Origin of the sequence: Streptomyces sp. NPDC058052 (assembly GCF_042885515.1) — a bacterium.
Classification (GTDB): Bacteria; Actinomycetota; Actinomycetes; order Streptomycetales; family Streptomycetaceae; genus Streptomyces.
Map to the genome: position 1 here is coordinate 1 of NZ_JBHVRX010000059.1, position 26,470 is coordinate 26,470.

23 protein-coding genes and 3 pseudogenes are annotated in these 26,470 nt (G+C 67.0%); 16 read left to right on the forward strand and 10 right to left on the reverse strand.

Going from position 1 to position 26,470, the window contains the following annotated elements:
• Positions 1-158: 158 nt before the first annotated feature.
• A pseudogene (locus ACFVU3_RS39100) lies at positions 159-652 on the forward strand (IS5 family transposase); the annotation flags it as partial.
• 18 nt (positions 653-670) lie between these two features.
• Positions 671-1,150, forward strand: a pseudogene (locus tag ACFVU3_RS39105) (hypothetical protein); the annotation flags it as partial.
• Here the strand turns inward: ACFVU3_RS39105 and ACFVU3_RS39110 are convergent.
• Positions 1,110-1,391 (reverse strand): hypothetical protein, encoded by a 282-nt coding sequence (locus ACFVU3_RS39110; protein ID WP_390073581.1) that lies wholly within the window; start codon positions 1,389-1,391, stop codon positions 1,110-1,112. The pseudogene ACFVU3_RS39105 and the gene ACFVU3_RS39110 overlap by 41 nt on opposite strands.
• A gap of 554 nt (positions 1,392-1,945) precedes the next feature.
• Between ACFVU3_RS39110 and ACFVU3_RS39115 the strand changes: the two genes are divergently transcribed.
• Positions 1,946-2,338 (forward strand): hypothetical protein, encoded by a 393-nt coding sequence (locus ACFVU3_RS39115; RefSeq protein WP_390073582.1) that lies wholly within the window; start codon positions 1,946-1,948, stop codon positions 2,336-2,338.
• Between the two features lie 51 nt (positions 2,339-2,389).
• Here the strand turns inward: ACFVU3_RS39115 and ACFVU3_RS39120 are convergent, their stop codons facing one another.
• Positions 2,390-3,442: a TniQ family protein gene (locus ACFVU3_RS39120; protein WP_390073562.1), complete on the reverse strand. Its 1,053-nt coding sequence runs from the start codon at positions 3,440-3,442 to the stop codon at positions 2,390-2,392.
• 234 nt (positions 3,443-3,676) lie between these two features.
• Between ACFVU3_RS39120 and ACFVU3_RS39125 the strand changes: the two genes are divergently transcribed.
• The 3 genes from ACFVU3_RS39125 to ACFVU3_RS39135 are packed head-to-tail and all read left to right on the forward strand — an operon-like array spanning position 3,677 to position 6,037.
• Positions 3,677-3,943 carry a DEAD/DEAH box helicase family protein gene (locus ACFVU3_RS39125; RefSeq protein ID WP_390073563.1) on the forward strand — a complete coding sequence of 89 codons (267 nt, stop codon included), beginning with the start codon at positions 3,677-3,679 and terminating at the stop codon, positions 3,941-3,943.
• Positions 3,895-5,781, forward strand: coding sequence for a Helicase associated domain protein (locus ACFVU3_RS39130; protein ID WP_390073564.1), 1,887 nt, complete (start codon positions 3,895-3,897; stop codon positions 5,779-5,781). Before ACFVU3_RS39125 ends, ACFVU3_RS39130 begins: the two co-directional genes overlap by 49 nt.
• Positions 5,735-6,037 (forward strand): helicase associated domain-containing protein, encoded by a 303-nt coding sequence (locus ACFVU3_RS39135; protein ID WP_390073580.1) that lies wholly within the window; start codon positions 5,735-5,737, stop codon positions 6,035-6,037. Before ACFVU3_RS39130 ends, ACFVU3_RS39135 begins: the two co-directional genes overlap by 47 nt.
• Before the next feature lie 106 nt (positions 6,038-6,143).
• Here ACFVU3_RS39135 and ACFVU3_RS39140 read toward each other — a convergent pair whose 3' ends face one another.
• From ACFVU3_RS39140 to ACFVU3_RS39155, 4 genes are all read right to left on the reverse strand, one after another.
• Positions 6,144-7,187, reverse strand: a complete 1,044-nt coding sequence (locus tag ACFVU3_RS39140) for an AAA family ATPase (protein WP_390073565.1) — start codon at positions 7,185-7,187, stop codon at positions 6,144-6,146.
• A 2-nt stretch (positions 7,188-7,189) separates the two neighbouring features.
• On the reverse strand, positions 7,190-9,508 hold the full coding sequence (locus ACFVU3_RS39145) for an integrase (RefSeq protein WP_390073566.1): 2,319 nt from the start codon (positions 9,506-9,508) through the stop codon (positions 7,190-7,192).
• A gap of 95 nt (positions 9,509-9,603) precedes the next feature.
• Entirely contained in the window at positions 9,604-10,275 is a 672-nt protein-coding gene (locus ACFVU3_RS39150) for a TnsA-like heteromeric transposase endonuclease subunit (protein WP_390073567.1), read from the reverse strand.
• A 952-nt stretch (positions 10,276-11,227) separates the two neighbouring features.
• Positions 11,228-11,623 (reverse strand): hypothetical protein, encoded by a 396-nt coding sequence (locus ACFVU3_RS39155; RefSeq protein ID WP_390073568.1) that lies wholly within the window; start codon positions 11,621-11,623, stop codon positions 11,228-11,230.
• A 625-nt stretch (positions 11,624-12,248) separates the two neighbouring features.
• On the opposite strand from ACFVU3_RS39155, the gene ACFVU3_RS39160 reads away from it, so the two are divergent.
• From ACFVU3_RS39160 to ACFVU3_RS39200, 9 genes and pseudogenes are all read left to right on the forward strand, one after another.
• The gene (locus ACFVU3_RS39160) at positions 12,249-12,638 is read left to right on the forward strand and encodes a CU044_2847 family protein (protein ID WP_390073569.1); all 390 of its coding nucleotides are present in this window, start codon (positions 12,249-12,251) and stop codon (positions 12,636-12,638) included.
• Positions 12,635-13,582: a trypsin-like peptidase domain-containing protein gene (locus tag ACFVU3_RS39165; RefSeq protein WP_390073570.1), complete on the forward strand. Its 948-nt coding sequence runs from the start codon at positions 12,635-12,637 to the stop codon at positions 13,580-13,582. Before ACFVU3_RS39160 ends, ACFVU3_RS39165 begins: the two co-directional genes overlap by 4 nt.
• 166 nt (positions 13,583-13,748) lie before the next feature.
• On the forward strand, positions 13,749-15,110 hold the full coding sequence (locus ACFVU3_RS39170) for a hypothetical protein (protein ID WP_390073571.1): 1,362 nt from the start codon (positions 13,749-13,751) through the stop codon (positions 15,108-15,110).
• An 11-nt stretch (positions 15,111-15,121) separates the two neighbouring features.
• On the forward strand, positions 15,122-16,171 hold the full coding sequence (locus ACFVU3_RS39175) for an AAA family ATPase (RefSeq protein WP_390073572.1): 1,050 nt from the start codon (positions 15,122-15,124) through the stop codon (positions 16,169-16,171).
• Positions 16,172-16,178: 7 nt separating this feature from the next.
• Entirely contained in the window at positions 16,179-19,109 is a 2,931-nt protein-coding gene (locus ACFVU3_RS39180; RefSeq protein ID WP_390073573.1) for an SAV_2336 N-terminal domain-related protein, read from the forward strand.
• 922 nt (positions 19,110-20,031) lie between these two features.
• Positions 20,032-20,211: pseudogene (locus ACFVU3_RS39185) on the forward strand (helix-turn-helix domain-containing protein); the annotation flags it as partial.
• A gap of 105 nt (positions 20,212-20,316) precedes the next feature.
• Positions 20,317-21,297, forward strand: coding sequence for a hypothetical protein (locus tag ACFVU3_RS39190; RefSeq protein ID WP_390073583.1), 981 nt, complete (start codon positions 20,317-20,319; stop codon positions 21,295-21,297).
• 136 nt (positions 21,298-21,433) lie between these two features.
• Positions 21,434-21,808: a hypothetical protein gene (locus ACFVU3_RS39195; protein ID WP_390073574.1), complete on the forward strand. Its 375-nt coding sequence runs from the start codon at positions 21,434-21,436 to the stop codon at positions 21,806-21,808.
• Entirely contained in the window at positions 21,799-22,629 is an 831-nt protein-coding gene (locus ACFVU3_RS39200; protein WP_390073575.1) for a hypothetical protein, read from the forward strand. The genes ACFVU3_RS39195 and ACFVU3_RS39200 overlap by 10 nt, the downstream gene beginning before the upstream one ends.
• Positions 22,630-23,081: 452 nt before the next feature.
• On the opposite strand, the gene ACFVU3_RS39205 is transcribed toward ACFVU3_RS39200, so the two are convergent.
• From ACFVU3_RS39205 to ACFVU3_RS39215, 3 genes are all read right to left on the reverse strand, one after another.
• Positions 23,082-23,549, reverse strand: a complete 468-nt coding sequence (locus ACFVU3_RS39205) for an actinohivin (RefSeq protein WP_390073576.1) — start codon at positions 23,547-23,549, stop codon at positions 23,082-23,084.
• A gap of 409 nt (positions 23,550-23,958) precedes the next feature.
• Positions 23,959-24,306 (reverse strand): hypothetical protein, encoded by a 348-nt coding sequence (locus ACFVU3_RS39210; RefSeq protein ID WP_390073577.1) that lies wholly within the window; start codon positions 24,304-24,306, stop codon positions 23,959-23,961.
• Positions 24,307-24,321: 15 nt separating this feature from the next.
• Positions 24,322-25,002: an HNH endonuclease family protein gene (locus ACFVU3_RS39215; protein ID WP_390073578.1), complete on the reverse strand. Its 681-nt coding sequence runs from the start codon at positions 25,000-25,002 to the stop codon at positions 24,322-24,324.
• Positions 25,003-25,530: 528 nt separating this feature from the next.
• On the opposite strand from ACFVU3_RS39215, the gene ACFVU3_RS39220 reads away from it, so the two are divergent.
• Positions 25,531-25,728, forward strand: a complete 198-nt coding sequence (locus tag ACFVU3_RS39220; RefSeq protein ID WP_250734975.1) for a DUF6207 family protein — start codon at positions 25,531-25,533, stop codon at positions 25,726-25,728.
• A 390-nt stretch (positions 25,729-26,118) separates the two neighbouring features.
• Here the strand turns inward: ACFVU3_RS39220 and ACFVU3_RS39225 are convergent.
• Positions 26,119-26,470, reverse strand: a 352-nt coding sequence (locus ACFVU3_RS39225) for a hypothetical protein (protein ID WP_390073579.1), incomplete at its 5' end; no start/stop codon positions are given.

Here is a 26,470-nt window from a genome sequence, read left to right on the forward strand (position 1 = left end):
GCGCGAGAACCGTCCGGTCGACCATGATCGTCACACCTGGATCATGCCAGCCACCAGCAACGACGCATCAGCCGCTATCACGCACCAGCTCGTAACTGATCGTTTCAGAATGAGTTCCGTGCAGGGACTTGGCGGTCGGGCTTGGTGGCGGCAGAGTGTTGCGGGTTTCGGATGATCTTGTGCCTGATGGGCTGTGGGAACGCATCGCTCCGCTGCTGCCGCCCCGCCCGCCGCGGCGACATCGGTATCCCGGACGCCTGCCGGCGGACGACCGTGCGGCCCTGCGGGGCATCGTCTACGTGCTGCGCAAGAACGTGAGCTGGAGGGACGTGCCCGCCGAGCGGACCGGCTGCAGCGGGGTGACGGCCTGGCGGCGGCTGCGGGACTGGACCGAGGCCGGCGTCTGGCCCCGCCTGCACGAAGTGCTCCTGGCCGAACTACGCAAAGCCGGTCTGCTGGACATGGACGACGCCGCGATCGACGGCTCGCACATCCGGGCCCTGAAAGGGGGGCTCACACCGGACCTTCGCCGGTCGACCGCGCCCGGCCGGCCAGCAAGTACCACCTGATCGTCGACCGACACGGAACCCCTCTCGCCGTCACTCTGACCGGCGGCAACCGTCATGACGTCGCTCAGCTGACACCTCTGCTGTTGGGTGCTCGCCGTCGTGTGGGCGAGCTGCGGGAGGAGGCCGACCGTGTCCAGGCGGAGCTGGCCGTGGCCGAGTGGGAATGGAAGGAGTGGGTCATCGCCCGTTCGCGGGTCGGCGAGGTTCTGGGTCCGGTGGACAAAACTGCAGATCACGCACGGACCGAACGGGTGAAGTCGGCGCAGGGGCAGGCAGAGGAGGCGTGGACGGCAGCGAAGCCGAAGCCGCAGGTTGCGGTGTGGCGCGAGGGGCTGGACTCGTCGGTGCTGTCGATGGACTATCAGTGCGTCCTGCAAGCCCTCGCGGACAGGCATCGCCTTCGTCGGGGCCCGCTGACCTGCCAGGAGATGGCCGCCGGGTTCGGCATGGACGTGGTGCCGGCCAAGGTGGAGGCGCTGAGGTCGAAGGTGAAGTGCCTGGGCGCGTGGGGCTGGCTGGCCGAGCCGGCGCCGGGCCGGTTCACGCTCGCGCGGAACGTGAGCGGACAAGGCAGCGGGTCATGGCCATGGCCATCGAGCAGTAGACCATCGCCTCGGCGCTGGTGGTGCGGCGTTCGAAGTCGCCTACCAGGCGGCGGCTTCGCATCGGATGGGCAGAGAGCCGCTCGACGATCCCTTGCTTGGGCAGCACCACGAAGCCGCGCATATTGTCGCTGTGCCTGACGATCGCCAGGACCAGGGCGAACGCGGCCAGGCCGTGCTCGACGAGGCCGCGGGTGTAACCGCCGTCGCCCGAGACCACCCCTCAAGATCACCCGGCAGCCGATAGTAGGATTCCCGCCCCGACGAAACTCCTCACATCTTGCGGTGAATTAATGCCTTTCAAGTCGAAATGGCCCTACAACCCGTGGGCGACGGTTCCCTACAGGCACGCCACGAAGGACTGCATTGCCATCCTTGCTGCCTCTGCCCTTCTCGGAGCCCTGGTCGGTGCGATCGGCAGCGGATTCGGGTGGCCGGGCTGGGTACCTTGGCTGGTTCCGATAGCTGGGCTCTGCTGGGGCCTCAAGAGGCATGTGGATGACTTCAACGAGCTCGCCCGCTGCTGGAACACCAAGATCGACAGCCCCGAGCGCGGAATGGATGACGATTGGGAGGAATGGAATGAAAAGCGGCGAATGTAGCCTATTTTCGCCTCCAATCCACGGACGCGAGGCAGCAGTTCAGCGAACTCTGCTCGGGTAGAGGCTGCTGCCTAACTGAGACTGACAGCTGCGTTTTCGCTGGTCATGGGCAGGGGTGGCGTGGGTGCGGGAGTGATGGATCGTCGTTTCGTTGCTCCTGCGGAGGTCGCAGATGCCGTCGGTTGTCGGACAACTGGAAGAGCACGAGCTTGCCGCCCGTCATCGTTTGGACGGGCTGCGTGAGGAAGCTGACCGGATCCAGGCCGAGCTCGCGACGGCCGAGCAGGAGTGGCTGGAGCGGACGATCGCCCGCAAGCGTGGTGGTGCGGTGCTGTCCGCGCCGGGCGGGAGTCCAGCCGACGTGGTGGCCGCCGACGTGCCGGGCGGTGCCGGGACACAAGCCGAGGTGCGGGCGTCACCGCCCGTGGCGGCGAAGTCGAAGTCGCAGGTTCCGGTGTGGCGCGAGGGACTGGCCTGGACGGCACTGTCGGCACCCAGCCGAGCGACCCCATCCCCCATGGTGTCGATCTGGGCCGCGCCCGACCCCGAGCAGGCCCCCATGTGAGAGCCGGTTCAACGGGTGCCCTCAGCGCCTCGGCTTTCCACGCTCATACGATCAGGCTCGGCCCGCGACGGACCAGACCATCGTCTCGTCCTCTTCCGGGGGCTCGTCGCCGAACCGCCACGGCAGACACGTGAGCAGCTCCAGGTGAGTGCCCCAGGGGGCGTCCTCGTGAGGGTGCGGCGCGGGCAGCCGGCGCCACTTGCCCTGTCCCGGCCGGCTGCTGCTCCGGTGCAGTGGGGGCATGCGGTGGTGCTGCATCCAGATGTCCACGGGCGCCAGCGCGAGATCCGCGGGCATCTGCCACTCCTCCAGCATGGCGCCCACGGCAGCAAGCCACGCCCTGTCGTGCTCGACGCTCCAGGTGCCCCGCATGCGGCGGCGTTCCCGGGCCGCGAGCATCCACGCCAGTCGCATGGTCTCGGGGTAGGACACCAGTGGTGCCAGACGAAGGTCCCCGCCGGCCTCCTCACCCAGGAGCCGCCCCCGCGCTTCCCACACCGGCGGGCTCAGCGCGGGGATGTTCCACCACAGCGCCGTGATGTGCAGGGCATCGGCGAACAGGGCACGCCCGCCGGCACCGAGCCTGCGCTCCAGACCCGCCCGGTCACAGTGCGCCCGGACCACCTCGGGCACGTTCCGCAGTGGCAGCCAGGTCGCACCGTCCTCACGGAGGTTGTCCAGCCACCGGTGGTGCCGGGCGCACACTCTCCACCGGGTCACCGACACCAGGTACACATCCGACGGATGCCGCTTGGCCGCGGCACACAGATCACACGCCCGCACGAGAAAGACGTCCTTCGCCTCCCACTGCGGCCACCTCCACGCCGGCCCCGGCCCCGCCTCGAGCAGGCGATGCGGCGCGAGACTGGGCAGCGCCCGCTGCAGCACCTCCGGGCCGCGCCCGGCCAGTGCCGCCAGCCGCTCGAGCCCGCCCGGATTGAGGTACACCTCGGTGTATCGCGGATGCATCGCCTTGCCGCCCTCGCCGACGAGGCCCATCAGGTCGTCCAGCGGCACGTGGTTGAGCTGCGCGAGCCGGCCGAGGAACGATCCCGTCGACTCATCCGCGATCAGCCGCGCCTGCCGCGGCAGACGCTCCGGCATCCTCCACACCTTGCGGCGCGCCGTGTTCTTCCTCGCCACCCGCCTCAGCCCCCTCACCCGCTCCAGTTCGGCCGGAGACAACCCCAGAATGTCTCAGACTCCCCACGCCACCAGCGATATCCGGCCGGATCCCAAGGTCCCCAACTTGCCGCTGTAACCGCCTCATACGGTGCATTGTCAGCACCACACCGGGGGCCCAGCGAGGGCGCCCGGCAGCGATCCCGAGGAACACACGTGACACCCGCTTCGCCGCGCCTGCGCCCGCACCAGACCGAAGCCGCCGACGCAGCCCTGGCCGCCTTCGCATCCGGCGAGCGCCGCGCCACCATGGTGTCGGCCTGCGGAACGGGGAAAACGCTCACCGCCGCCCACATCGCCGACCAGACCGCCAGGGACGGCCACGTCCTGGTAGTCGTCCCCACCCTGCAGCTCCTCGTTCAGACCATCCAAAGATGGCGCCAGCGGGCCGGGACGGCATGGCGATCGGTGTCTCGTCGATGAAGCAGACGACGAGCGGCCTGAGCGGCGAGCAGGCGATCATGACCACCGACCCGGACGCTGCCGCCCAGCTGATCGGGCGGGCCCGCGGCCCGGCGACCGTCTTCGTCACCTACGGCTCCCTGCACCGCATCCGACACGTCCACGAACAGCACCGGATACCCGCGTGGGACCTGGTCGTGATCGACGAGGCCCACCGCGCCACGCGACGCTCGGGCAAAGGATGGGGCGTCATCCACGACGACGCCCAGATCCCGGCGAAGCTCCGCCTCTACATGACCGCCACCCCGCGCATCTTCCGCACCCCGGCACCGGCGAACGCGCTGTCCTCGCTGTTCGAGTCCATGCCCGACGCCACCATGGACCGCGTCGACATCTTCGGCCCCACCGTCTACCGCCTCGGCCTGGCCGACGCCATCGAACGCAAAATCCTCGCCGACTACCGCGTCGTCATGCCGGTCATCGAGGACACAGATCTGCGCACCATCCTCACCGCACCGCCCGCCGGCACCAGCCACCACAACGGACTGCGCACCGCGGCCCTCCATGTCGCGGTGCTGCGCGCCATCGCCGACCACGACCTGCGGCGCGTCCTGGTCTTCCACAACCGCATCGCCGCCGCCCACGCCTTCGCCAGAGCCCTTCCCAGCACCGCCTCCCAGGTGACCGGCGACCTGACGATTCCCGACCTGTGGTCCCACGCCGTCGACAGCACACAGAAACCCTGGCAACGCCGAAGCCTGCTCGAGGACTTCGACGCAACCAGCCGACGCGCGGTCCTCAGCAACGTGCGTGTCCTCAACGAAGGCGTCGACATCCCCGCCATCGACGCCGTCGTCTTCGCCGCCGCCCGCAAAAGCGTCATCGACGCCATCCAGTCCATCGGCCGCGCCTTGCGCCAGCAGCCCGGCGAGGGCAAGAAAGCCACCCTCGTCATCCCCGTCTACCTGCCCGACGGGGCCAGCGCCCACGACGTCCTGGCCGGCACCAGCTTCGGCGGCCTGTGGAACATCCTGCAGGCCCTGCGCGCCCACGACGACACCTTCCTCGACCGCGTCGCCATGCCCCACTCCAGCGGCTCCACCAGCCGTCCCACGCGCAAAGTCCACTACCACCTGCCCGAACGCGCCCTGGAGATCGCGCACGTCCTCGGCCTGGAGATCACCCTTCCCCCGACAGGGGACTGGGACCAGGCCCACGCCAGTGCCACCTCCTACCGCGACACCTACGGCCACCTGGACGTGCCCGCCGACTACACAGACCCGGACGGCTTCGCGCTGGGGGAGTGGATCGGCAACCAGCGCACCCGGCACACCATCAGCCGACTCAGCCCCGAGCACCGAACCGCACTCGACACCCTCGGCATGCTGTGGCTCCCGCCCGAAGGCGACTTTCCCCGCATGCTGGACCACGCCCGGGCCTGGGCCGCCCAGCACGGACACCTCGCACCACCCCATGACGCCACGCACGGCGGCCACCGCGTGGGCCGCTGGATCGCCGAATGCCGGCGCAAAGCCAAAGCCGGCATTCTCACCCCCGCCCAAGTACAGACCCTCACCGACATCGACCCCTGGTGGAACCCGCCCTTCACCGTCACCTGGCGCCGCTTCTACGCCTACGCCAAAGCACACGTCGAACAGCACGGCAACGCGCACGTCCCCCAACGCCTACAAAACCCCCGACGGCGTTCCTCTGGGCCAGTGGATCAGCCGCCAGCGCAACCACTTCCACACCCTGAACCCCGCCCAGGCAGAGCTCCTGCTCGCCATCCATCTCGGCCCCTACGCCGAGAGCATTTACCACGGCCCCCGCGGCACGGAACGGGACCAGGAGTTCCGTGAGCACCTCCAGGCGGCAGTCGCCTACTTCACCCGCGAAGGACACCTCAGCGTCCCGGCCAGACACGTCGAGATCCTGTGGAACGACCACCCCGTGCGCCTCGGCGCCTGGATCCACAAGATCCGCAAGGACCCCGGGAGCCTGATCGAGGAAGAACGCCAGGCCCTGGAGCGTGTGCACATGGTGTGGGACCCGCAGCTGGGCACCCGCCGCACACCCCCACCGGCCAGAACCAGCACAACGACCGGCCGGTCCTGACCTCTCATCCGCGGGCGGCGCGCCAGCCCGCGTGCCGTGCCGGCGGGCACCGACCGGTCCCGCCAGCGCCGACACGCCACCGGCGGGACCGGACCGAAGCGGGTGGTCAGATGTGGACGACTCGTCCGACCGTGAGGGTGTCGAGCAGCTCTTCGCTGATGCGTTCCTCGCCGGACAGCATGGCCTCCTGGGCCGCCTGGCAGATGATCTGGGACAGGGCCCGCAGGTAGCCCTTGCTGCGCACGTGCAGGACGGGGGAGAGGCTGGTCAGGTCGCCGCTTCGGTGGTGGTAGAGCCGCAGGTCCTTGTCGAATTCGTTGACGATGCGGCGGAAGCGGTCCTTGCCTTCCTGGTCGTAGCCCAGGCGGCTGGTCATCAGGACGGGGTGGTCGCCCCAGGGATCCTCGTTCTTGTCCCGGGGTGTTTCGCTGTCGCGCAGGTAGGGGTCGACGATGGCGCGGCTGTTGCGGCCGCAGTAGACGAACGTGGCCCCGGTCTCGTCGCTGATGTGCTCGAGGTAGGCGAAGGTCTGCTTCACATCAGCGCCGTGCTGCAGCCGGTGGATGCCGTCGATGAGAACGAGCTGGGTGTGACAGTGGCGCATCACGTAGCAGATCGAATCGGTCGGGTCGCTGCCCAGCGACCCTTCCAGCCCGAGGAAACGGGCGAAGGCCCCGCTCCAGTTCCGGGCGCCTCCGCGGCCCTTGTCCGGCACACTGAGCGCGGCGACCGGGATCCGGTCGTCGTTACGGCCGTAGCGCTCGTTCAGCCGCACCTCCAGGTCCCGGCCCACGTACCGCACCAGCGACGTCTTCCCGGTGCCGGACGGTCCCTGGACGATGACACCGAGCCGCCCCGATGTCCTCTTGGCATTGGCGTAGAGCTGGCGCTTCACCACCAGCCGGGCCGTTTTGATGGCCGGCGTCTCCACCGGGCGCATGCTGCCGTGGAACACGAACCGGGGATCGTCCGGGCTGACCTCGGTGCCCAGCGGAGCGCAGTCGGCGAGATCCGGCGGATCAAGGACGCGGTCGACCGAGGCGCGCCAGTTCGTCAGGGTGTCGCACCATTCCGGCGCGGGCGGACGCAGCTGATCCGTCCCGTCGACCAGTTCGCGCAGTTCCTCGTCGCCGATTTTCGGCTGCTTCACTCTCAGTCCTCCAGGTCGGTGGCGGAAAGATCGAACAGGTCATTGCCAGGATTCGGCAGCCCGGGCTCACCAGAGGGCCCGGCGGAAGGGGCGCTGTCGGCGTCCAGCGGCGGCAGGCCGTCGAAGTAGCTGTCCTTGAACGCGGCCATCTCCTCGGCGTTCCACATTCCCCCGCCCGCCGGCGCGGTCCTCAAGAACAGCGGATCACCGCCGTCCAGCGAGCGCCGTGACAGATCGGACGGACCGGGCAGCCCGTACATGCCGTCGTCGGGCAGATCCATCTCCCCCGGCCCCGGCTCCAAAGCGGACGTGTCCGCCGCAGCGTAGGGGTCGAAGACGGCCGCCGCGGCAGGGGGAGGAAACAGAGGCCCCCAGCCGTCCGGGACCACGGCAGCCGTCATCTCCTGCGGGCCCTGCCCGGCACGTTCCAGGAGTTCGGCCAGAGCCTGGGCGATGGCGTCGTCATCATCCTTGCGGCCACCACGCGCCAGATGCTCGGTCGTCGCGATGTCCCACAGATACTGCGTCCACGGCGCACCGATCAGATGCTGATGCCGGAACGTCGCCTCGACCCACTTCACCTTCTCGTGGTCGTACAGCCACACATGCTCGGGGGAGTAGGGGTTGTAGCGCAGCTGCCAGCCGCCCCGGCGTTTGCCGCCCAGCCCCGACCGGCGGTTGCGGTACGGGTCGAGCCGGCCCTCGGCGTTCTCATAGACACGGTTCATGAACCGGATGCCCTCGTCACTGACCCCCACCCAGGCGGTGGGCAGCAGCCGCAGGTAGTCGTCCCGGCCCAGCGGGACCGGCAGATACCCGGCCGCCCGCACGGTAGCGGCATACATCTGGTTCGGGGTGAGCGCAGGAAGATTCGGATCGTAGGGATTGCGCAGCTCGTCGTGGACACGGTTCTGCCAGCCCAGGACGATCCACTCCTGCAGGATGTCATCGAGCTGCGCGAGCGTGAACAGCGTCTCTCCGTCCACGGTCTTCGCCCGGTAACCGGGCCTGTTGCCGGTGTAGGTGTTCACGTACTGACTGAACAGCGACTTGATCGAACCGTTCGTCCGCTCGACGATCGCCTTGTCGGTCGGCGTGCGGACGCGGGCGGGACGCACCGAGATACCCAGGTAGGCGCAGGCGTCGAAAAACGCCGTTCCCGTGAAGACCGAACCGTGGTCGATGACGATCAGATCCGGAAAGATCACCGGCCGGCTCGCCGCCTGCAACACCCGTTCGTCCGCCGCCACCAACTCCTCGTAGGGAAGGTCAGACGCCGAGGCGTGCGCGGCCGCGGAGAAGCCCGGCCGCATCGGCAGCGGAATCAGGCACTGCGCCAGCAGCAAAGTGGCGTCCACGGCCTTCGTGGCACGCCCCGGGCTCTTGGGTGACGCGATCAGCCCCAGACGCTGCGAGCCCTTGCGCGCCCGGCGGTGCCTAGAGGTCTTGGGGCGCAGGACCGCCGCCAGAATGCAGCGGGTGGCGACATCCACCATCACCGTCAGTTCGACCGACGTCGCCAGACCGTCATCCCCCAGAACCTTTACGTCCAGATCCGTGGAATCGACCTGCACCAGCTCACCCGGTGCCACCGCGGTCGACGTCCCGAACGGCGGCGCGGGCGTGTTGCCCGCACCCGACCTCCGACGCGAGGCGGACCGCAGGTCCGTCACCTTGATCCCCAGCCGGTCCAGCAGCTTGTACAGCGTGGTGTCCGGCGGAACTTTCACCCCAGCCTCGTACTCGCGCCGCACCGTGCGGCGCACCAGCGTGAACAGCGCCGACCCGGTGACCGCAACCTTGCCTTCCCGTTCCCGGATCAGCTGACACAGCACATCGACCACACGCGGATCGCACCGCCCGTACAGCGAAGGCATCCGGGTGCGCCGCTTGTCGACCAACCCCCACACGCCGCTCTTCTCGTACTGCAGACGCTTGCGCTGAACGGTGTGCCACGACACGTCGAAGTCCAGCACCGCATTGAGCTCGGCCGCCTTCGTCTTGTACCGCTCGATCAGCGTGAACTCATCCGGCGCGTAGCCCGGCCGAGGCGTGGCGTCCTCAGCCTGCCCGGGCAGCAGCCCGGTCGCCACCTCCACGACATGCCGCTCCCAGATCCGGGCCTCGCGTTCGGCCTCGGCACTGATTCCCTCCATGAGACCGAAATCGGCAATCGGGGGGTGCTCCACCGGCCGGCCCTCTGCGTCCAGGACAGCGAAGTCACGGGCAGAAGCCAGCAGCCCGACCGGAACAACCACCAAAGGCAGCCCGCTTCCCGGCCGCGGCGCCAGATGCACCGTCACCCCGTCCAGAACCACCACCGAGTACCGCTCGCCCCGCCAGCGCACTATGTCCCCGCACGAAAGCAGACCATGATGCCCACGCGACACCGCCCCGGAAACAGCCGCCCGGCCCATCATGACGGCTCTCCGACCCCAAACGGCCGCATAGCCGGCATGGAGCCCCCGCCCCGGCGCGCCACTGTCGCCGGACCCAAAGGGACACCCCAGTCCATCCTCAGCCTACGGCGCCACATCAGGTGATACAGACGGGGCAGCGCCTCCAGCACCGGCAGCCCCGAGTTCTCGACCCCCTCCAGCAGCCCGGACGGCCTGACGAACGCATCGAGCAGTGCCCGCTCCATCACCGCGTCGGCCATGCGGGGATGCCGGTAGCGAGAGACCCAGCGCAAGTTCGCCAACGCCACAGGCTGAGGCAGCCGAGGAGACCACAATCGCCACCCCGCCTCGGAGCACGCCTCTCGCAGCATTGCCTGCTGCCGCTGCCACCTGCTGCTGGGCCCCTTCGACGGAGGACAGGCCACCACCACCGTCTCACCCGCCGCCGTACGCGCGAAAAAGTCCGGCACAAAGCGCCGGACACGACCCCCCTCACGCCACTGCAGACGCGCCGTCCACGCCGAGAACCCCACAACGCTCGGATGGAAATCCAGCAGCATCGCCACCGACAGCCGGTCCAGCGACCGGCATCCCACATGCCCGCCGGTCGTCGCCGACCACCAGTACGTGACAATGCTCCGCTCGGACGGATGCCGCCGCGGAACCCACACCGGCTCCCCGCCCACCATCTCGATTCCCGCCGCCTGTGCGACAGGCCTCGTGACCTCCCGCCCTCGTCCGTCACGACAAACGACCTGCAAACCCCGCGACACCCTTGCCGGCCCCTTTCCCGCGCCTCCCGCTCACCCCACATTGGACGAACTCCCACGCGATACCCGAACACTGAGGCAGCAGTTACCCAGAGGCGAGTAAATCCCGTCAAAATCAACAGAGTTGACAGGGAGGGACCTTGCGGAGAAGGAGTGGGTCTGCATGCTTTCGCACCTGGCTCATTGCACCGGTCAGGCACTTCGATGATGGCGCGAACTCGCGTGCCGATTAGACACACCTGAAAGCTGCCCGACCACCCGAACGCGCCCGCCCCAGAACAGTGCACACCTCTTCCTGCACCGATAGGCCCACATCCTGCAGTTCGACCCCGGAGAGGTCGAGGAATGGGAGACCGGAAGCTGCGAATCCCAAGGGCTGCAGCGCACCCCTGCCCCGCCCTCACGGCCCGCTCCTCGCAGGCTCGACCCCACCATCCACTGAACCGAAACTCGACCGTTCACCAAGCCGCAGCGCCATAGACAAAAGCCGCACGACCGCAGACCAGGTTGCCCACAGACGTGCGAGCACGTTGCCACAGGGGTGACGGGGGTGACGCTCTCTCCCCTCCTCTCTCTGCAGGAATACCGAGGGACGACGAGGACAGAGAGAAGAGGGGAAAGAGCGTCACCCCGTCACCCTGCGACGATCCATCGTGGAAGCAGTCACTTGAGAGCCCACCGCCAAGACCGGGACGCGTCTCCGCCGACTGACACCGAACCTTCCGCGACCGAACCGGCCGGGACGATCCTGCGGCACGCCCACGGGGAGACAAGGGACTGCTCAGGGTTGAGCCTGGCGACACTTCTGCGCCGACTCGCCGAGCGATCGACACACAGGTACGACCGAGCGAGCCGCCAGGCGACGCGCCCCTCAGTCGAGCACACCGCGGCCTTGCGCCTGGACAGCAGCAGTGACCGCTTCCACGTACGCGGCATACGTCTCTCGCTGGTTCCAGGTGAAGATCACGGTCCGAGAGTTGTTCGCGATGGCCCTTTGAGCCTCTGCCGTCGCGATACGCAACTGGCCCCGATCCTGCTCGGTGGCCAGCTGGACGTACCCGTTCACAAGACGGCTCGGCTCCTTGAAGTGAACCTTGATGACGTCCTTGAGGGGAATCACGCAGTCCCTGGCGCCGCTCACCTTCCCGATGAGCTTGCGCTTGATCTCGGCGCGATCGGCATGGAGTGTGACAGTCGCGACGTAGCCCTTGAAGACCCGCGCTTCGGGCTCGGGCGCCGGCGCACCCTTCGAGAGGTCATAGGTCATGCCATCAGTGTGCCGCCCCACTTGCTCTGCCGTGGGCACATGCCCGCGGCAGAGTGGCCGCTGGGGCAGGCAGAGCCGCGATGCAGCAGGGCCGGCGCGATCGAGAACGCGCGCGACACCCCGTGCTGCCGCAGCGCGATCATCCACGCCATGGTCGACCTGGCACCCTGGATCGCCACCGTGACGCCTGCATGTGGATTTCGGCCAAGCTGGTGCGATCCGTCCGGGTCGCACCAACCACAGTTCTACGCCTCGCCAGGTTGTTGCTGGAAATCGCCGAAGTCTGCTCGTTGCCATCTCAGATGGTGCTCCGAACCCACGACTGACGTGAGCGGTACATGCCGATGTCTGCTGCCACTGGCAGACTCTGCGTATTCGCCCTGGTAGACCAACGGCTTGACGGGGATTCCTCGTGCCTCAAGGCGTGCCATCTCCCCACGCCGAACCTGAGCGGCTGACCTGGCGGAAGTCCCGTGCCCCATGCCTCCAGGTCCCGCAGAGCCGGCGCGCGCGAGGCCGTGGAGAGAACCCCGGCTCGCGAGTGGCCGGATCTCAACTCCCCTTGATACCAGCAGCACTGCCTTGCCGACCTTAGGATGACTGCCCGTGACATTGAGGGGGTCCTGTGTCTGACAACACGGTCATGATCGATCTGGGCGACGGCACATCCGTGGCGGCAGAGGTCGTGGGAAATCTGCCGTTCGAGCAGCGCTCCGAGGAGGATTTCGGCGACGTCAGGCTCCGCCAGAAGGCGGCAGCTCAGCTGGGTTCGGCAGTGGCGATGACCCTGGACCAGGTCGGCAGCACGGTCCAGGGCGTTGGCCGGTGGGCAGCACGCACTATGACGGATGGTCAGGCAGGCAACCCTGACACCTTCGAAGTGGAGTTCGGTCTCAAGCTGGCTGTGAAGTCCGGCCAGCTCCTGGGTGTCATCGCCGAAGCCGGCAGCGAGGCCGCGATGACTGTCCGCCTCACGTGGAACACCCCGCCACAGGGATCCGGGACTTCGGAGTGACCGCTTCGCAGCCGATCTCGCCAGACCAGGGGACGCTGGTGGCGGGCACGGTTTGGATCTCGGCCGGTGGCGAATTCATAGGCAGCGGCTTCCTGGCCGGCGCCGGCGTAGTCGTGACCGCGGCGCACGTGGTCGTCGACGGGGCAAAGCCCGCAGCCGACCTCATCGTGCATCACGCATCGGGGGAGTACCCGGTCCCGAACCATGCAGTCACGGCTCACCCGAGCAGCGGAGGCGTAGGCGGTTTCTACCCCCACCCTGACCTGGCAATACTGCGTGTGGAAGATCTGAACAGCCACCCGATTCTGCCGCTTGCCACCGTGCCCCCACCAACAGGCACCGAGCTGATGGCTCTGGGCTATTCCATAGCGGGCCCGGGCGACGGTGTACAGCCGGAAGCGCTCACCTTGAAGGTCTCCGGCTGGTCAGGTCCCTACACGCGTCTGCTGGGCGACGGCCCACGCCCAGGCCACAGTGGCAGTCCCCTGGTCAACCCTCAGGGGATGGTGTGTGGCGTACTGAAGGGCAGCCGAAACTACAAGGTAGATCAAGGCGGCTGGTCCGTTACCCTGGACGACCTGCTGCACGTTCTGGGCGAGCGACCAGCCCCCACCCGCGTGGCCTCCGGACCCGTTCCGACCGACGCAGACATCGTGGACGCGCTCATGGGCTTCCCGGGGCTGTCCCGCCCCGACAATCGATACGACCTCCTGGACAGGATGGGCGAGCTCCTCGGCCTACCGTATTCCTTCGAGGCCGACGAACGACCGGCGAAGCGAGACCACCTTTCCCGCATCGTCCACCGGGCCCGGCACTTCCGTGACGGCACCGCCGCGCTCATCGCGATCTACACCGCCATGGAGGAACTCGCTCCCTATGACGGCGCTCTCGAACGCCTCCGTGAGGTAGTCGGCCGCTCCGTGGGAGGCTGGGAGACCACGTAGCGCCATGGAGAGTGCGGACGAAGCTGCGCTGGCATGCCCCCAGCCTTGGCTCCCTGCTGCCGGCGACCTGCTGTGCGAGATCGTCCTTTCCTTCGTAGGAATGGGGCAGAAAGACACACGCAACGGCCTCCTCGAGCGCATGTCCACAGACCCACGGTCCCCGGGCATGGATACGTCCGTCCGCGAGGACGGAGCTGCCCGTACTCACATCAACGCTCTCCTCGGTGTCGCCGCGACCCGCAGCGATCCGCTCGGGGTCCTGGAGTCACTTCGCGACGCCCTCAAAGCCATGTCACCCCACGATGCGGCCCTGCCATGGCTGCAGATCATCGTAGGCTCCGTGGTCGATGGGCAGCCCCTGTCCGCCGACTGCATGGTGCCCCTGGTCAGGCACCTCAGGACACTGCAGCCGCCACCACGCCCTGCCGTTCTGCGCCCCTACGTAGCGGCGGCAGGTCAAGGCCTGAACTTGCTGACCGGCTATGAGACCCTTCCTGAAATCCTGGCCCGCATCGCAGACCTCCGACACGACCTGGGAAGGGTGAAGCTCGCAGGCTTCCTCCAGGCTTTCACAAGCGACGAACAAAGCGGTTTCTATGACAAGCTGGAGCCGGTACGGGAACTGCTGCGGACGTCAGGCATACAGCCCTGCCCTACTCCGGAGACCGCTACCGCCGACACCGGCGACTACCGCCTCATCGTCCAGATCCGCTTGGAAGAGCTCGACGCCCCCCACGTCGAGGACGGGCAGTACAGCCTCCAGGCCACCTGCTACCGCCAGCCTCGATCCGGTGGCGCCATCGTGCGCGTCGGCGCCCTTGGACAACCCGCCACACTGGCAAGGAGCGAACTGCTCACCTCCGGCACCAGACCACTCAGCGAGTGGACCGTCCTGGCCGAGGAGCTTGAGCAAGCCCACAACCAGTCCACACGAATCGAGTTCCTCCTGCCGGCACCTCTGCTCGGACATCCGGCAGAACTCTGGTCGACCGGAGCCGCACAGCAATCGCTGGGCCACCATCACCCCGTGGTCGTCCGCTCCCTTGAACGGTACGTCGACACCTTTCTCAGCAGACAACCCTGGATCGAACGCTGGGGCTACCTGCGGGCGCACGGCAACGCCAGTGACGTCATCGAACTCATCAGCTGGCCATCGATGGAGACGGCGAAACCCTCCGAAATCTCCGCCTGGGTCATCGACCGGCCCACCCTGGCTTGCCTTGGTCTGAGCAAGCCATACGATCAGCTCTCCCCAGACATCCGTAGAGCCGTCGACGAAGCCATGTTCACCGAAGGCGTCCCGGTCGTGCTGTGGCGGCGCGGACCCGGGACGCCCCACGATCTCATCGAGGCCCTCCGGGAACACCAACCGCTCTGCCTGACAGAGCTTCCTGAAGTCGTTTTCAGGTGTCGAAAAGCCGGACGCATCGCAGAAGAACATGACGTGCGCAACCACATCACGCTTCTATGGGAAGACCCGGAGTGTGTGGACAACCGGCAGGACAGCAGATTCGCAGGAATGCTATGAAAGGCAAAGAGATGAGCAGCAGCCCCGAGCAGAAGACCGAAGAAGATTGGTGGATCTACCGCGGAACCGGCAAGCCGCACAGCGCCATCGAAAACCTTCCCGAAGCACCCGCCTGGCGCACCTTCGACACCCCGCCAGCCGACCAGCTCATGGCCCTGCCCGCCACGGAAGTCACCGCCGCGACCGCCCGCCGCCTCGGCCGCGACCGCCAAGCCAGCGCCTACCAGGCCGACACCAAAGAGATCCATCTCGTCAACCTCGCCCTGCACCTGCGCCGCCCCCTGCTCATCACCGGAAAACCCGGCGTAGGCAAGTCCACCCTCGCCTATGCTGTCGCCCATGAACTCGGCCTTGGCCCCGTACTCCGCTGGTCGATCACAAGTCGATCCACCCTTCACGACGGCCTCTACGCCTACGACGCTGTCGGCCGCCTCCATGACGCCGGCATCGAACGCTCCGCCACAGCCGACGAGAAGCCCGACATCGGAAGGTACCTGCGTCTAGGAGCGCTCGGGACTGCACTTCTGCCCTGGAAGCAGCCCAGGGTCCTTCTGATCGACGAGATCGACAAATGCGACGTTGATCTTCCCAATGATCTCCTTAATGTCTTCGAAGAAGGAGAGTTCGAGATCCCGGAGCTGGCCCGTCTCGGACCCGACAAGGAACAGCACGTCATGACAGCGGACCAGCTGGGGACAGCCAAGATCACAGGAGGCTGGGTGCGCTGCGCACAATTCCCCTTCGTCGTGCTGACCAGCAACGCGGAGAGAGAGTTCCCCGCAGCCTTCCTCCGTCGATGCGTTCGTCTCGAGGTCCAGCCCCCTGACGAGGCTCGCCTCGCCGCGATGGTTGCCGCCCACCTGGGAGGGAACCAAGACACTGCCTCACTGCGCACCGAACTCATCGCCGAGTTCCTGCGCCGCCAGCGTGAGGAGGACGCAGCCCTGGCCAACGACCAACTGCTTAACGCACTTCTCATGGCTGAGCGGGGCTTGTGGGGGCACCAGCCCGGCCGCGACATGATTCACGACGTACTCCTTCGGCCTCTCAGCGACGGCTGAACATTCCATGACCACCCACACCAGTGACCACCTCCTGAGCGCCCTCGCACAGCTCCTGGGCCCACAGGACGGCGGACCACGCCCCGAAGACCTCGCCGACGTGCTGTGGATCTCACACATCTCCCGTTTGTCCGGTTCAGGCGTCCAGCCCGCCGTCCCCGTTCACTCGACAATGCCCTGCGACCATCGCCCCGTCGAGCAGCTTCCCGTAGAGACCCCGACGCCTGCTTCCGGGGAAGTACCCGAGATGAGCCCAGACTCCGCTCGTCACTTCCAAGCACGCGTGCAGTTGCACCCCCTGACCGCCGCCGCCACCCCCGCTGGCCACGCACACGTCGTCCAGGTCTCCCGCCCCCGCTTTCTGCCGGACCCGCTCCATCTCAACCGCGCTCTGCGCCCGCTGCGCCAGATGGTGCCCGCCGCAGGTCCGCTGACCCTCGACGAGGAAGCGACGGCCCAGACAACCGGACAAGCCGGCTGTCTTCTGCCTGTGTGGCGCCAATCGACCAAGCCTCGTTTCGGGGTCGACCTACTTGTGGACACGGGTTCCACGATGGCGGTGTGGCACCACCTGGCATCGGAGCTGTACACCCTGCTGGAGCGCCACGGGGCCTTCAACGATGTCCGCTGCTGGTCGCTCAACACCGACACCGCAGCACCCAGCCTCCGTCCATACCGGCGCCAGCGCATCAACTTCCGCCAGAACAAAGCTGCTGCCGGCCAGTGGTACCAGGCTCTGCGATCGGCAGACAGCAACCGGATCCTCCTGGTGCTCACCGACGGCGTCGGTCCAGCGTGGCGTGCAGGACAACTCACCAGTTTCCTGGCCCGGGCGGTTAACGAGCGCCCCACAGCGGCACTGCAAGTTCTCCCACGGCGCCTGTGGCACCGCACAGCACTGCCTACCACCAGTGTTGAGACGCGAGTCCGAGACCCTCTGCGCCCTGTTCAGACATTCCGCACTGCCCCAGCAGCGGCCAGCGGCGCTCGGCGGAAGCCTGCGAACAGCCCGGCCTGGCTGCCCGTGATGGAAGTGCACGGCTCCTGGCTCACGCCGTGGGCAGAACAGCTCGCCGGCCGCAGACCCGACTGGGTGCCCATGCTGGCCACACCTCTAAACAACAAAGAATCAGATCCCGAAGGAGCGCCTGCGCCGGCCGAAGCGGCCGAACAGATCCTGCGCTTCCAAAGCGGCAGCACACCGGAGGCGTACCGCCTTGCATGCCACCTCGCGGCGGTACCCCTCAGCCTGCCCGTCATGCGGATCGTTCAGCAGGCTGTACTGCCGCGGTCGAAGCAGACAGATCTGGCGCAGCTCTTCGTCTCCGGGCTCATCTCGCGACGCAACCCCGAGCATGGGTCCCAGGACCCCGACGACATCGTCTACGACTTCCAACCTGGCGTCCGTGACGAACTTTTGGCGGAACTGACTCGCGGCGAATCGCTCCACCTCCTGGAAGACGTCCTGGCCAAGGTCTCCGGAAAGGTCGCCGCGACGTTCGGGGGAACGCTGGACTTCCGGGCTCTGGCCTCCCTCGTCACAGAGAGCACCTCGGACCAGGCGTTCAACGCCAGGAGCCTGCCGTTCGCCGAAGTGGCAGTTGCCGTCCTCAGCGGCGGCGGAGGCCAACATCGATCGATCGCCCGCCAGCTCGATCGCGCGGTGCGGCAAAGCCTCCATCATGCTGCCCACGTTGCCCACCCCGGTGTCAGCTCATTGCAGTTCCGCCCCGGAGACATCGTCACCGCCACGGTGAGCCGTCAGGACGAAGACGGCTTCTACGTCACGATCGGTGACGGAATAGGCGTCCTGGCAGATGAGGGGCAGAACACCGAAGAGTGGCCCGCACTGGCCGAAGAGATCGAAGTCGAAGTTCTGTCGTCCACAACTCGTGACGGCTTTCCTTTCGTGTCGCGACACCGAGCCCGCGCGACACGAACATGGCAAAGACTCCGGCACGTCGCAGAAGCCGGATCGACCATCGCCGGCACCGTCGTGGAAGTGGTCAAGGGCGGGCTCATCGTCGATGTCGGGCTGCGCGCCTTCCTGCCCGCATCACTGATCGGCACGCGCAAGGTCCGCGACCTGATTGCGTTCCTCGGCGAGGAGGTCGAAGCAAAGATCATCGAGCTGGACCGCGACAGCGACAACGTGATCCTGTCTCGCCGTGCCTGGCTCAAGGAGACCGAGGAAGCGAACCGTCGCGCCTTCCTGTCCACCCTCGAGACAGGCGAGATGCGAACCGGCGTCGTCTCCTCGATTGTCAACTTCGGCGCCTTCGTCGACGTGGGCGGTCTGGACGGGCTGGTCCATATCTCTGAGCTCTCCTGGGCTCACCTTGACCATCCATCCGAGGCAGTCACCATCGGCCAGGAAGTGACCGTCCAAGTACTCGAAGTCGACTTGGAGCTCCAGCGAGTCACACTGTCACTGAAGCGGACCCAGGACGACCCCCTTGAGCAGTTCGCCAGAACGCACATCCCTGGTCAGATCGTCCGCGGTGAAGTCACCAAGACGGTTGCGTTCGGGGCCTTCGTACGCGTGGTCGCGGGAGTTGAAGGCCTGGTCCATATCTCGGAGCTCGCACCGCGCCACATCGACAGCACCGATGAGATCGTCCAAGCAGGCGACGCGGTCTTCGTGCAGGTCATCGATCTCGACCTGGAACGCCGCAGGCTCATGCTCTCACTCAAGAGAGCCGACGAGACCCTCGGGCGCGACCCTGCCAGCGCTGAATTTGACCCCACCCGGTACGGGATGACAGCCGAGTACGACGACGAGGGCAACTACATCTACCCCGAGGGCTTCGACGCGGAGAACGATGAGTGGCTCGAAGGCTTTGAAGCTCAACGGGCTGCCTGGGAGGCCGAGTACGCGCAAGCGGAAGCGCTCTTCGAAGAACACCGAGCCCAGGTCATCAGGGCCAGGCTCCCCTGACCGAACACCTCGCACACTGCAGCAGCATCCCATTGGCCGGCTGAACCCGGCTGTGGCGCACAGCCGCTCGCTTCCGTAGGCCGCCTAGCTACACGTTCAATGCAGGTGACTCCGCCGAAACGGAGTTGGACGCCCGCGCGCACACGACGCAGTCCGACAGACACACCGCCCAGCCGTGTGCACCGGCCCCGGAAAGGACCGGGCAGGGCAGCGGCAGACTCTCAGTGACGATGACGTCACGCTCTCAGGCCGGCGACCTGTCTCCACTGCCCGTCATATCTGCCTGAAACGCCATGAACTGGGATTCATCGCGGCGAGCGTGGATCCGCTGCGTTCGCCGGAACAGGTAGAGTTTGACTGCACCACCCTTCACTCTCATGTCGGAATCGGTCGGCAATCCCGATCGGGGTCGACCGCCCCGGAAGAGGAGGGAGGTGATGCTCATGGAAGCGGCCCCGCCCTCCGGCGGGGAGAGAGCGGCACCGGAACGTCACGGAGCACTCGAACGGCTCACGCCCCAAGGTCTACGGACCCAGGGCGATGCAACCTGACAGGACTCCAAACGACACCAGGCCCCCTGCGGTAACAGGAGGCCCGGATTCGAGGCTGAAGCCCATGAGACGGCCTCGTGCCCCCACCACGGCATAGCTAACCGGGGGGTACGAGGTCACTCTTGTCTACGCGACAGGCTGCCGCAGGAACCCAGCAAGGACAGATTCAACCCCCACCTGCTCCCCGCGACCCCCAAGCTCGCGCATCTCCCCGAGATCCTCCACCTGATTGGCCGCTAAAGCTGCACAAGTCACAGGTCAAGACCAAGCTAGGTTTTGGGAACTCCCTCCTTGGAGCCAACCTAAAGGTACCCCTAAACTGCACCTACGGAACCCGCAGGAAGGGCAACATTGGTCATGGCAGGGAACTCATGGCACGTGGCCTGACAGACTTCGAACCCGCAGCACTACGCCGTGCACGCATGCACTCGCGCCTCAGTGCCGAGCGTCTGGCAGCCCGGATCGGCGCAACCAAAGCGCAGGTCATCGCCTACGAGAACGGTCACCGGGTGCCGGACCCCAAGAGAGTCCGAAGCCTGGCCGCGGCAGTCGGAGTCCGCCCCATGGACCTCATGGCGCAAGAACGCATCAGCGTATGGACAGTTGCCGACCTGCGCAGAGCTCACGCCCGAAGCGCCCAAGACATGGTCAACAGCATGGGAGTCTCGATCAAGCTCTACCGCCGCTTCGAACAGCAAGGCATCGTGCCCGCACGCCGACCGAGATTCCTTGATGACGTAGCCGAGACCCTGTCTGTTTCGGCGCATGCGCTCGAGCGTGCCATGAACAACATCCCCGCCGTACGCGCCCGGATCTCGACGGCCGGGACCGTGCTTACACAGCTCGTGGACCGATACGTCTCTCAGCCCGGCCGGTGGAAGGGCCCCGCGGTTGACGATGCAGACCTCCTCGACCTGGCCGCCCTGTACGGGCGACCTCCGCAACGCACGAGAAGAGTCCTGACCCACGAACTTGGCGAACTCAGGCACTTCCTCCTGAGAATGAGGCGCGAGCGAGCGATCGCAGACTTCGACACCGACCCCCAACGCCAGCACCTGGCCCACGCAGCCAGCGAACGCTGGCTGGAGCATTTCTCCAAGGAGCTCGCCCTCATTCCAGAGCGACTCGAGCAGTTCCACCGACGCTCGGTGCCATCGGACGCCTGGCAGGCGCTCGTCGACATGCACGACGCAGGCGCTCGCCCAGACGGGCCGTGGGTACCTGGAACAGTCCTTGGGCGCTCAGCCACCCTAGAGCTCCTCCCACCTAGCCTCGCACAGCAGCATCAATTCGGAGACGTCTGCGCCGCGCGGCTCACCTGGGAAGGACTGCGTCACATCCGTCTCTTTCAGGATCTCTACGGAGCCCTGTATCCAGGCATTCGACACCCCCTCGCCACCAAGCAGCGAGCGCCTGGCGCCGCGAAGCAGCCCGGTGACATGCAGTTCTCCATACCGCAGATCTCGGTACGTTTCGCCTTTCCCCCACTCACGGTCGCCAAGATCATGAGGGGGTCGGGCAGTAAAGGGGTCGACGTCCGCCTGTCACCCACGGTTGTCGTTCGTGTGGGGCCGGCCCGCCCCGCTGTTACACGAGAACAGGACGCGAGTGAGGAACCTCAGGAGCCTGGCTCCTGACGTCTCTTGGGCACGCGCCCAAGAGACGTCAGGACGAGACGGCTTCCTGCAGTCGCTTCTTCCTCGCTAGCCACAGAAGACGAGGGGATCAGGCGGGCAGTTTGTCGGGGCGGCGCCGTGCATCGAGGATGGCGGGATGATCGAACGTGACCATGCGCCTAACGCCGGGACGGGACTGCTCGGAGCGAACTTCAGCCGTCGCAGCCGTCAGGAACCGACCGACGACCGGAACGCGGCCGGGCGGTGGATCGCCATCGACGAGTCCGGCTACGACGGCGATCAGCTACACGGCGGCGACCGCTACATGATCCTGGGCTCGGTGGCCGTGGATGACGTGGACGCCGCTGCCATCGTGGACACGCTGCGCAGGGAGGCGGGGATTCAGAAGTCCGCGACCGAGCTGAAGTTCCAGAAGATGTTCGCCGGCCCGGCTGCGGCCCGACGCCGCCAACTCCTGGGCGAGCTGCTGATGCCCGGCGGCCCCTTCATGACCGTGCCTCGGTGTACGTAATCGACAAGCACTACTTTGTCGCGGCCAAACTCGTCGACCTCCTGCTGGAGGAGCAGTTCAACGCCATGGGCATCGACATCGTCACCAACGGCGTCGCCCGGCAGTTCGCCCTGGACCTGGCCACCGAAGGCCCCCGGGCGATGGGCCACGAGGGCTTCGACCGGCTCATCGCCACCGCCGTGGGCTTCTTTTCCAAAAGGAACCGGACAGGCGAGCACGTCACCGTCGACGACCTCTTCACCGTCATCCAGCAGTGCCACGCCCACGCCCGCCGCCGTAAGGCCCCGCAGGCGAAGAAGGCGACACGGGTGCTGGAACTGCTACGAGAATCCCGTCACGAAGCCGAAGCCTTCGCCCATGAGCGTCCGGCCGCGGCCACTCCGACGGGACAGTACGGGCTGCTCGATGACGCCACTGATCCGCTCGTCACCGCCGTTCCGACGGTTATCCTCCACGCCGCCATCCGATTCGGCGGCAAGCTCCAGGTCCTAGCGGACGACCAACGGCTGCTGACCGACGACAAACTCGACGTCCTGGAACGCGGAGCGACAGCGGTGGGTCTGGTGCAAGGCCTGATCAAGCAGAGCCACCTTGAGAGCCTGGGCTGCGGCCGTTCGGTGGACCACCCCTCCCTCCAGCTCGCCGACCTGGTGGCAGGCGCCGGCCGGGCGGTCGCACGATGGCACGACGGCCAGGACGACCCCGCCGGACAGGACCTCCACCCGGTCGTGGCGCCACTGGTGGATCCAGGCGGCCTGCTCATTAACGAGAAGCCCGACGATTTCACGCGAGTCGGCACCGCACCCGCGAAGCGCCGCTGACGCCGTAAGTTCGAAACACGCGATGACCTGGACGGTCCCCGGCAGTGGTTCTCCCTGGGCCAGGACGACGCCTACTACGAGAATCTCCGTCTCCCGCCGGACCAGGAACGTCTGGAGATCTTTAGCGGCCCGAACGATCTCTCCTTCAACCCCGGCCTCATGAACCCGGCACCTCAGCAGAACCCACCAGCCCCTGGGCCCGCCCCTGATCTGACCAGCGCCCTGGACCGACCAGCCGGCAAGTCGAGGCCCGACACGAGGAAGCGACGGCTGGCTCTGTACAGAGCCAGCCGTACCGGGACAGCCGCACCGTTCGATCTTCCTGTGCGCAAAGCCGCTGCTGCCGGCCTGGCTTCTGCCGCGCTGGTGCTGGGCCTGACCAGCCGGGACCTGGCGATCAGCCGTGCTGACGCTGATCCCGCGTCGCGGTGCGCGGACGGCGGGGGAGATGCCTACTGCCCTTGCCACTTGAACTTCTGGAAGTCGCTGTAGTTGCACTCAAGGGTTTTGAGCCCGTTGATGCTGTCGTCGAGGCACCTTCCGGTTTCCTCGTTGACGAACGTCCATGCGATCTTCTTCGTGTCCACAACCAGTCGCCAGCGCTGGAACGCAAGCCCGTTGCAGCCGAGTGCCTGCAGGCCGTTCACACTGTCGTCGAGGCAGCGGTCCGTGCTTGCGTTCTTCAATCCGACGTTGCCGTTGAAGGCGGGTTTGGGGATCCAGTTCTGGAAGGGCAGGCCATTGCAGGGATGAGCGCGCAGACCGATATTGCTGTCGTCGACGCACCACTGGGTCTTCAGGTTCTTGATCTCGCCGGAGGAGGCCGCGACGGCGGTGCCGTTTCCGGTGAAGCAGAGCAGTGCGGCGATGGTGAGGACCGGCCCGGCCCGCCTGGAAGCCGATCGAAGATGAGTGGCCATATGTCCTCTCCCGGGTCGTTGGAGCCGAGCAGCCGCTCGCGAAGCGCGCCCCGACACGCTAGACGCGGCCTGCCGAGCGTTGCCAGGACTGAGTGCTCGTCCGGCTTGTTTTGTCGTCAGGACTGAGGGGTTCCGGCGGCCTCGCAGCGTGCACGGGCGTGAGGACGAGCCAGCCGGTTCATCTCCACGCGGGCGGGCTATGTCGCAGGATCCGTGCTGCGGCCACCGGTGGGATCTGCACACCCGTGCAGCATGCGTGACCGCCCCGACGGCTGCTGCCCCCGGCCAAGGCTGTTGCCGCCAAGCAGCTCTCTGGCCGACTCATCGATCACCAGTTCCCCACTTTCGCTGGCCGCGAGGAGGCGTTGGACGGTCCTGGACAGATCCGGGGCATGCCGGGGCGTAGTGATCAGCGCAGGAAGAGCGTGACGTTCGCGGTGTCGGTGCTGTAGAAGGTCTCGTCGAACGTCTCACGCGTCCCGGAACCGCAGGCCTTGATCTCGCGCAGGGATCCCACGTGGGGGTCGATGCGTACGACTGCGCATTTGGCGTCGGCGCGGGTGTCGTCCACCCAGCCGGTGATCCTCAGATCACCGTCGCGGCAGGAGAGCTTCCAGTGAGCCTTGCCGCCGTCGATCCGGGGGGAGCGGGTGGTCGGGCAGGTCGCGGCGTTCGCCGGTGAGGCGACGACGAAGTATCCGGCGGTCAGGGCGCCGGTCATGAGCACGGCCGCGAGAGTGCGGGGGATTCGAGCCACGGGGGTCTCCTTCGGCTACGGGGCGGGGGTGTAGTGGACGACGGTGGTCTCGCAGGCCTCGGCGTACACCTTCAGCGCGTCGGCCTCGGCCTGGTCCGCGGCAAGGCCCCAGCGGAGCTTGGTAGCGGTCCATTCGCCGATGTAGCGGCACTGGGCGTCCGGATGCGGCGGCATCCAGGTCGCCGGGTCCTGGTCGGCCTTCTGCCGGTTGGTCCGCGCGGTGACGGCGACCAGCGAGGCGGCGGCGTCCTGGTCATTGGCGTACGCCTCACGCCGCTTCGCATCCCAGTTCGAGGCCCCGGAGTCCCAGCTTTCCGCCAGCGGCACCATGTGGTCGATGTCGAGCTTGGCGGGGTCGTTGACCTCCTGGCCGTCGTAGTACGACACCCACAGCCCGCCCGACAGCTTGCAGCCGGCCGCCACGGCCGGAGACTCGACCGCCTCCGCCTGCAACACCTCCGCCCTCGTATTGCAGCCGTCGGTCGCGTCGAGGCCGGTGTTCCAGTGCTTGAACTTGTCCCGCGTGTATCCGGCACGGGACTCGTCCGCGACCGGGATCAGGTCGACGGCGTCGGCGAGGTTCAGCACCTGCGCCGCATTCGGCGCCGCGGGGGCGGCGGATGCCGCGGTCGGGAGGGCGAGGGGGGACAGGGCGAGGCAGAGCGCGGTCGCACCGCGCATCAAGTTCTTGATCACGACCGCAGGTGTATCGGTGATCAAGGCCCTGACATGCCGGAACCGGGCATCCCGTCAGCCGTGTGGGGGACGGCGGTTCACCGGAGAAACGCTTTACCGCCCCGCCATGTGGATCATTCAGAACGAACCGCCGAACAAGCCCGAGCCGTGATGGCCCGCGCAAGAGCTGCATCACCCCACGCCTGGTCCGTCGTCCTGACCGTGAGAAGGCGCCGCTTCGCGAACGGAAGCAGGCCGTGAGAGGGGAGCGAGGACAGACCGCCTGTCGCACCGAGGGGAGACGCCGACCAGCGCAAGGCGATCACTTGTGCAGGACTGCGCCACAAGCCCGGCGCCACGCACCGGCCCACCCACTTGAGAGCTCCCGCACACCACTCTGCCCAGGTTCCGGGTGGCACCGTACGCCCTCGCCTGTGTCCGCCCCCACCGGAGCGCCCCCGCGGCGTCAAAGCCGCCAGCCGCACCCCTCGTCCCGGTGATCAGGCCGTCGCCCCAGAACCTCCGCCTCCATAGAACGTTCTGACAGGCATGGAAGCCATCGACCCTATCCACCTGACCGAACCCGGCCTCGTCGTCGTGGACATCACCGCCGCCGATGAGGACACCCTGCAGGCCGCCGCCGAACAACTCAACCGGCACTGGACGACCTCAGGTACCCCGAAGGCACGCCGTATTCCCGGTGAACCAGGTGTGACCGCCAGGATCTATGCGGACCTGCGCCGCTGACATTCACCCGGCGCGGGCTTCTTCCCGCAGCCGGAATGCAGGTCCGGCTGCTCCAGCCCGCCCTTCCCCCGACAGGGCCACTGTTCATGGCAAGGGAGGGGGCGGCCGGCAGGGAAGGTGGAGTGGTGTTGTCGGGGCCATGTCGGCATCGGCGATGGCTTTGTCGTGACCAGCTGCCGTGACAGTTCGATCAGAGTGGAGCGGTGCGATGTCGAACCCACGGTTCGTAAGCTCTGGTCGCCATACCGAGCCTCGACCTCCTCGAGCGGATGACCGCCATGGGACAGTGGGCGCCCGCCAGGAGATCAGCCCCGGCTGACGGCCTCGACCGGGTCGCGATCGCCTTCTCCGCGGACACGCAACCTCAAGATCGAAGGCGTCGATGCGCTGTCACGTCTTGAGATCGATGGCTAAACCGGAGATCTTTCGAAGATCTTGGGAGTGGACTGTCCCTGTAGCGGCCGCTACGTCCGATTCGCCGCCGTGATAAGCGTCCAGCTCCGGAGTCAGGACAGGTCTCATGTCGAAGTCGTCAAGGGCGGAGTGGCGATGCCGGATGGCGCACTCTCTGTCGGCCTGTGCAGGGGCAGGCCGGGTGAGGTGCCCGTCGATGGTCGCCCCCGGCAGCGCACGCAGGGGCGCACGGAAGCAACAGGTGGTGGTGCAGGGGCTGTTGTCAGAGTGCTGCGCTACGGTCATGGTCCCCGTCATCGGGGGCGTTTCGTCCCGCCCGGCCTCTACC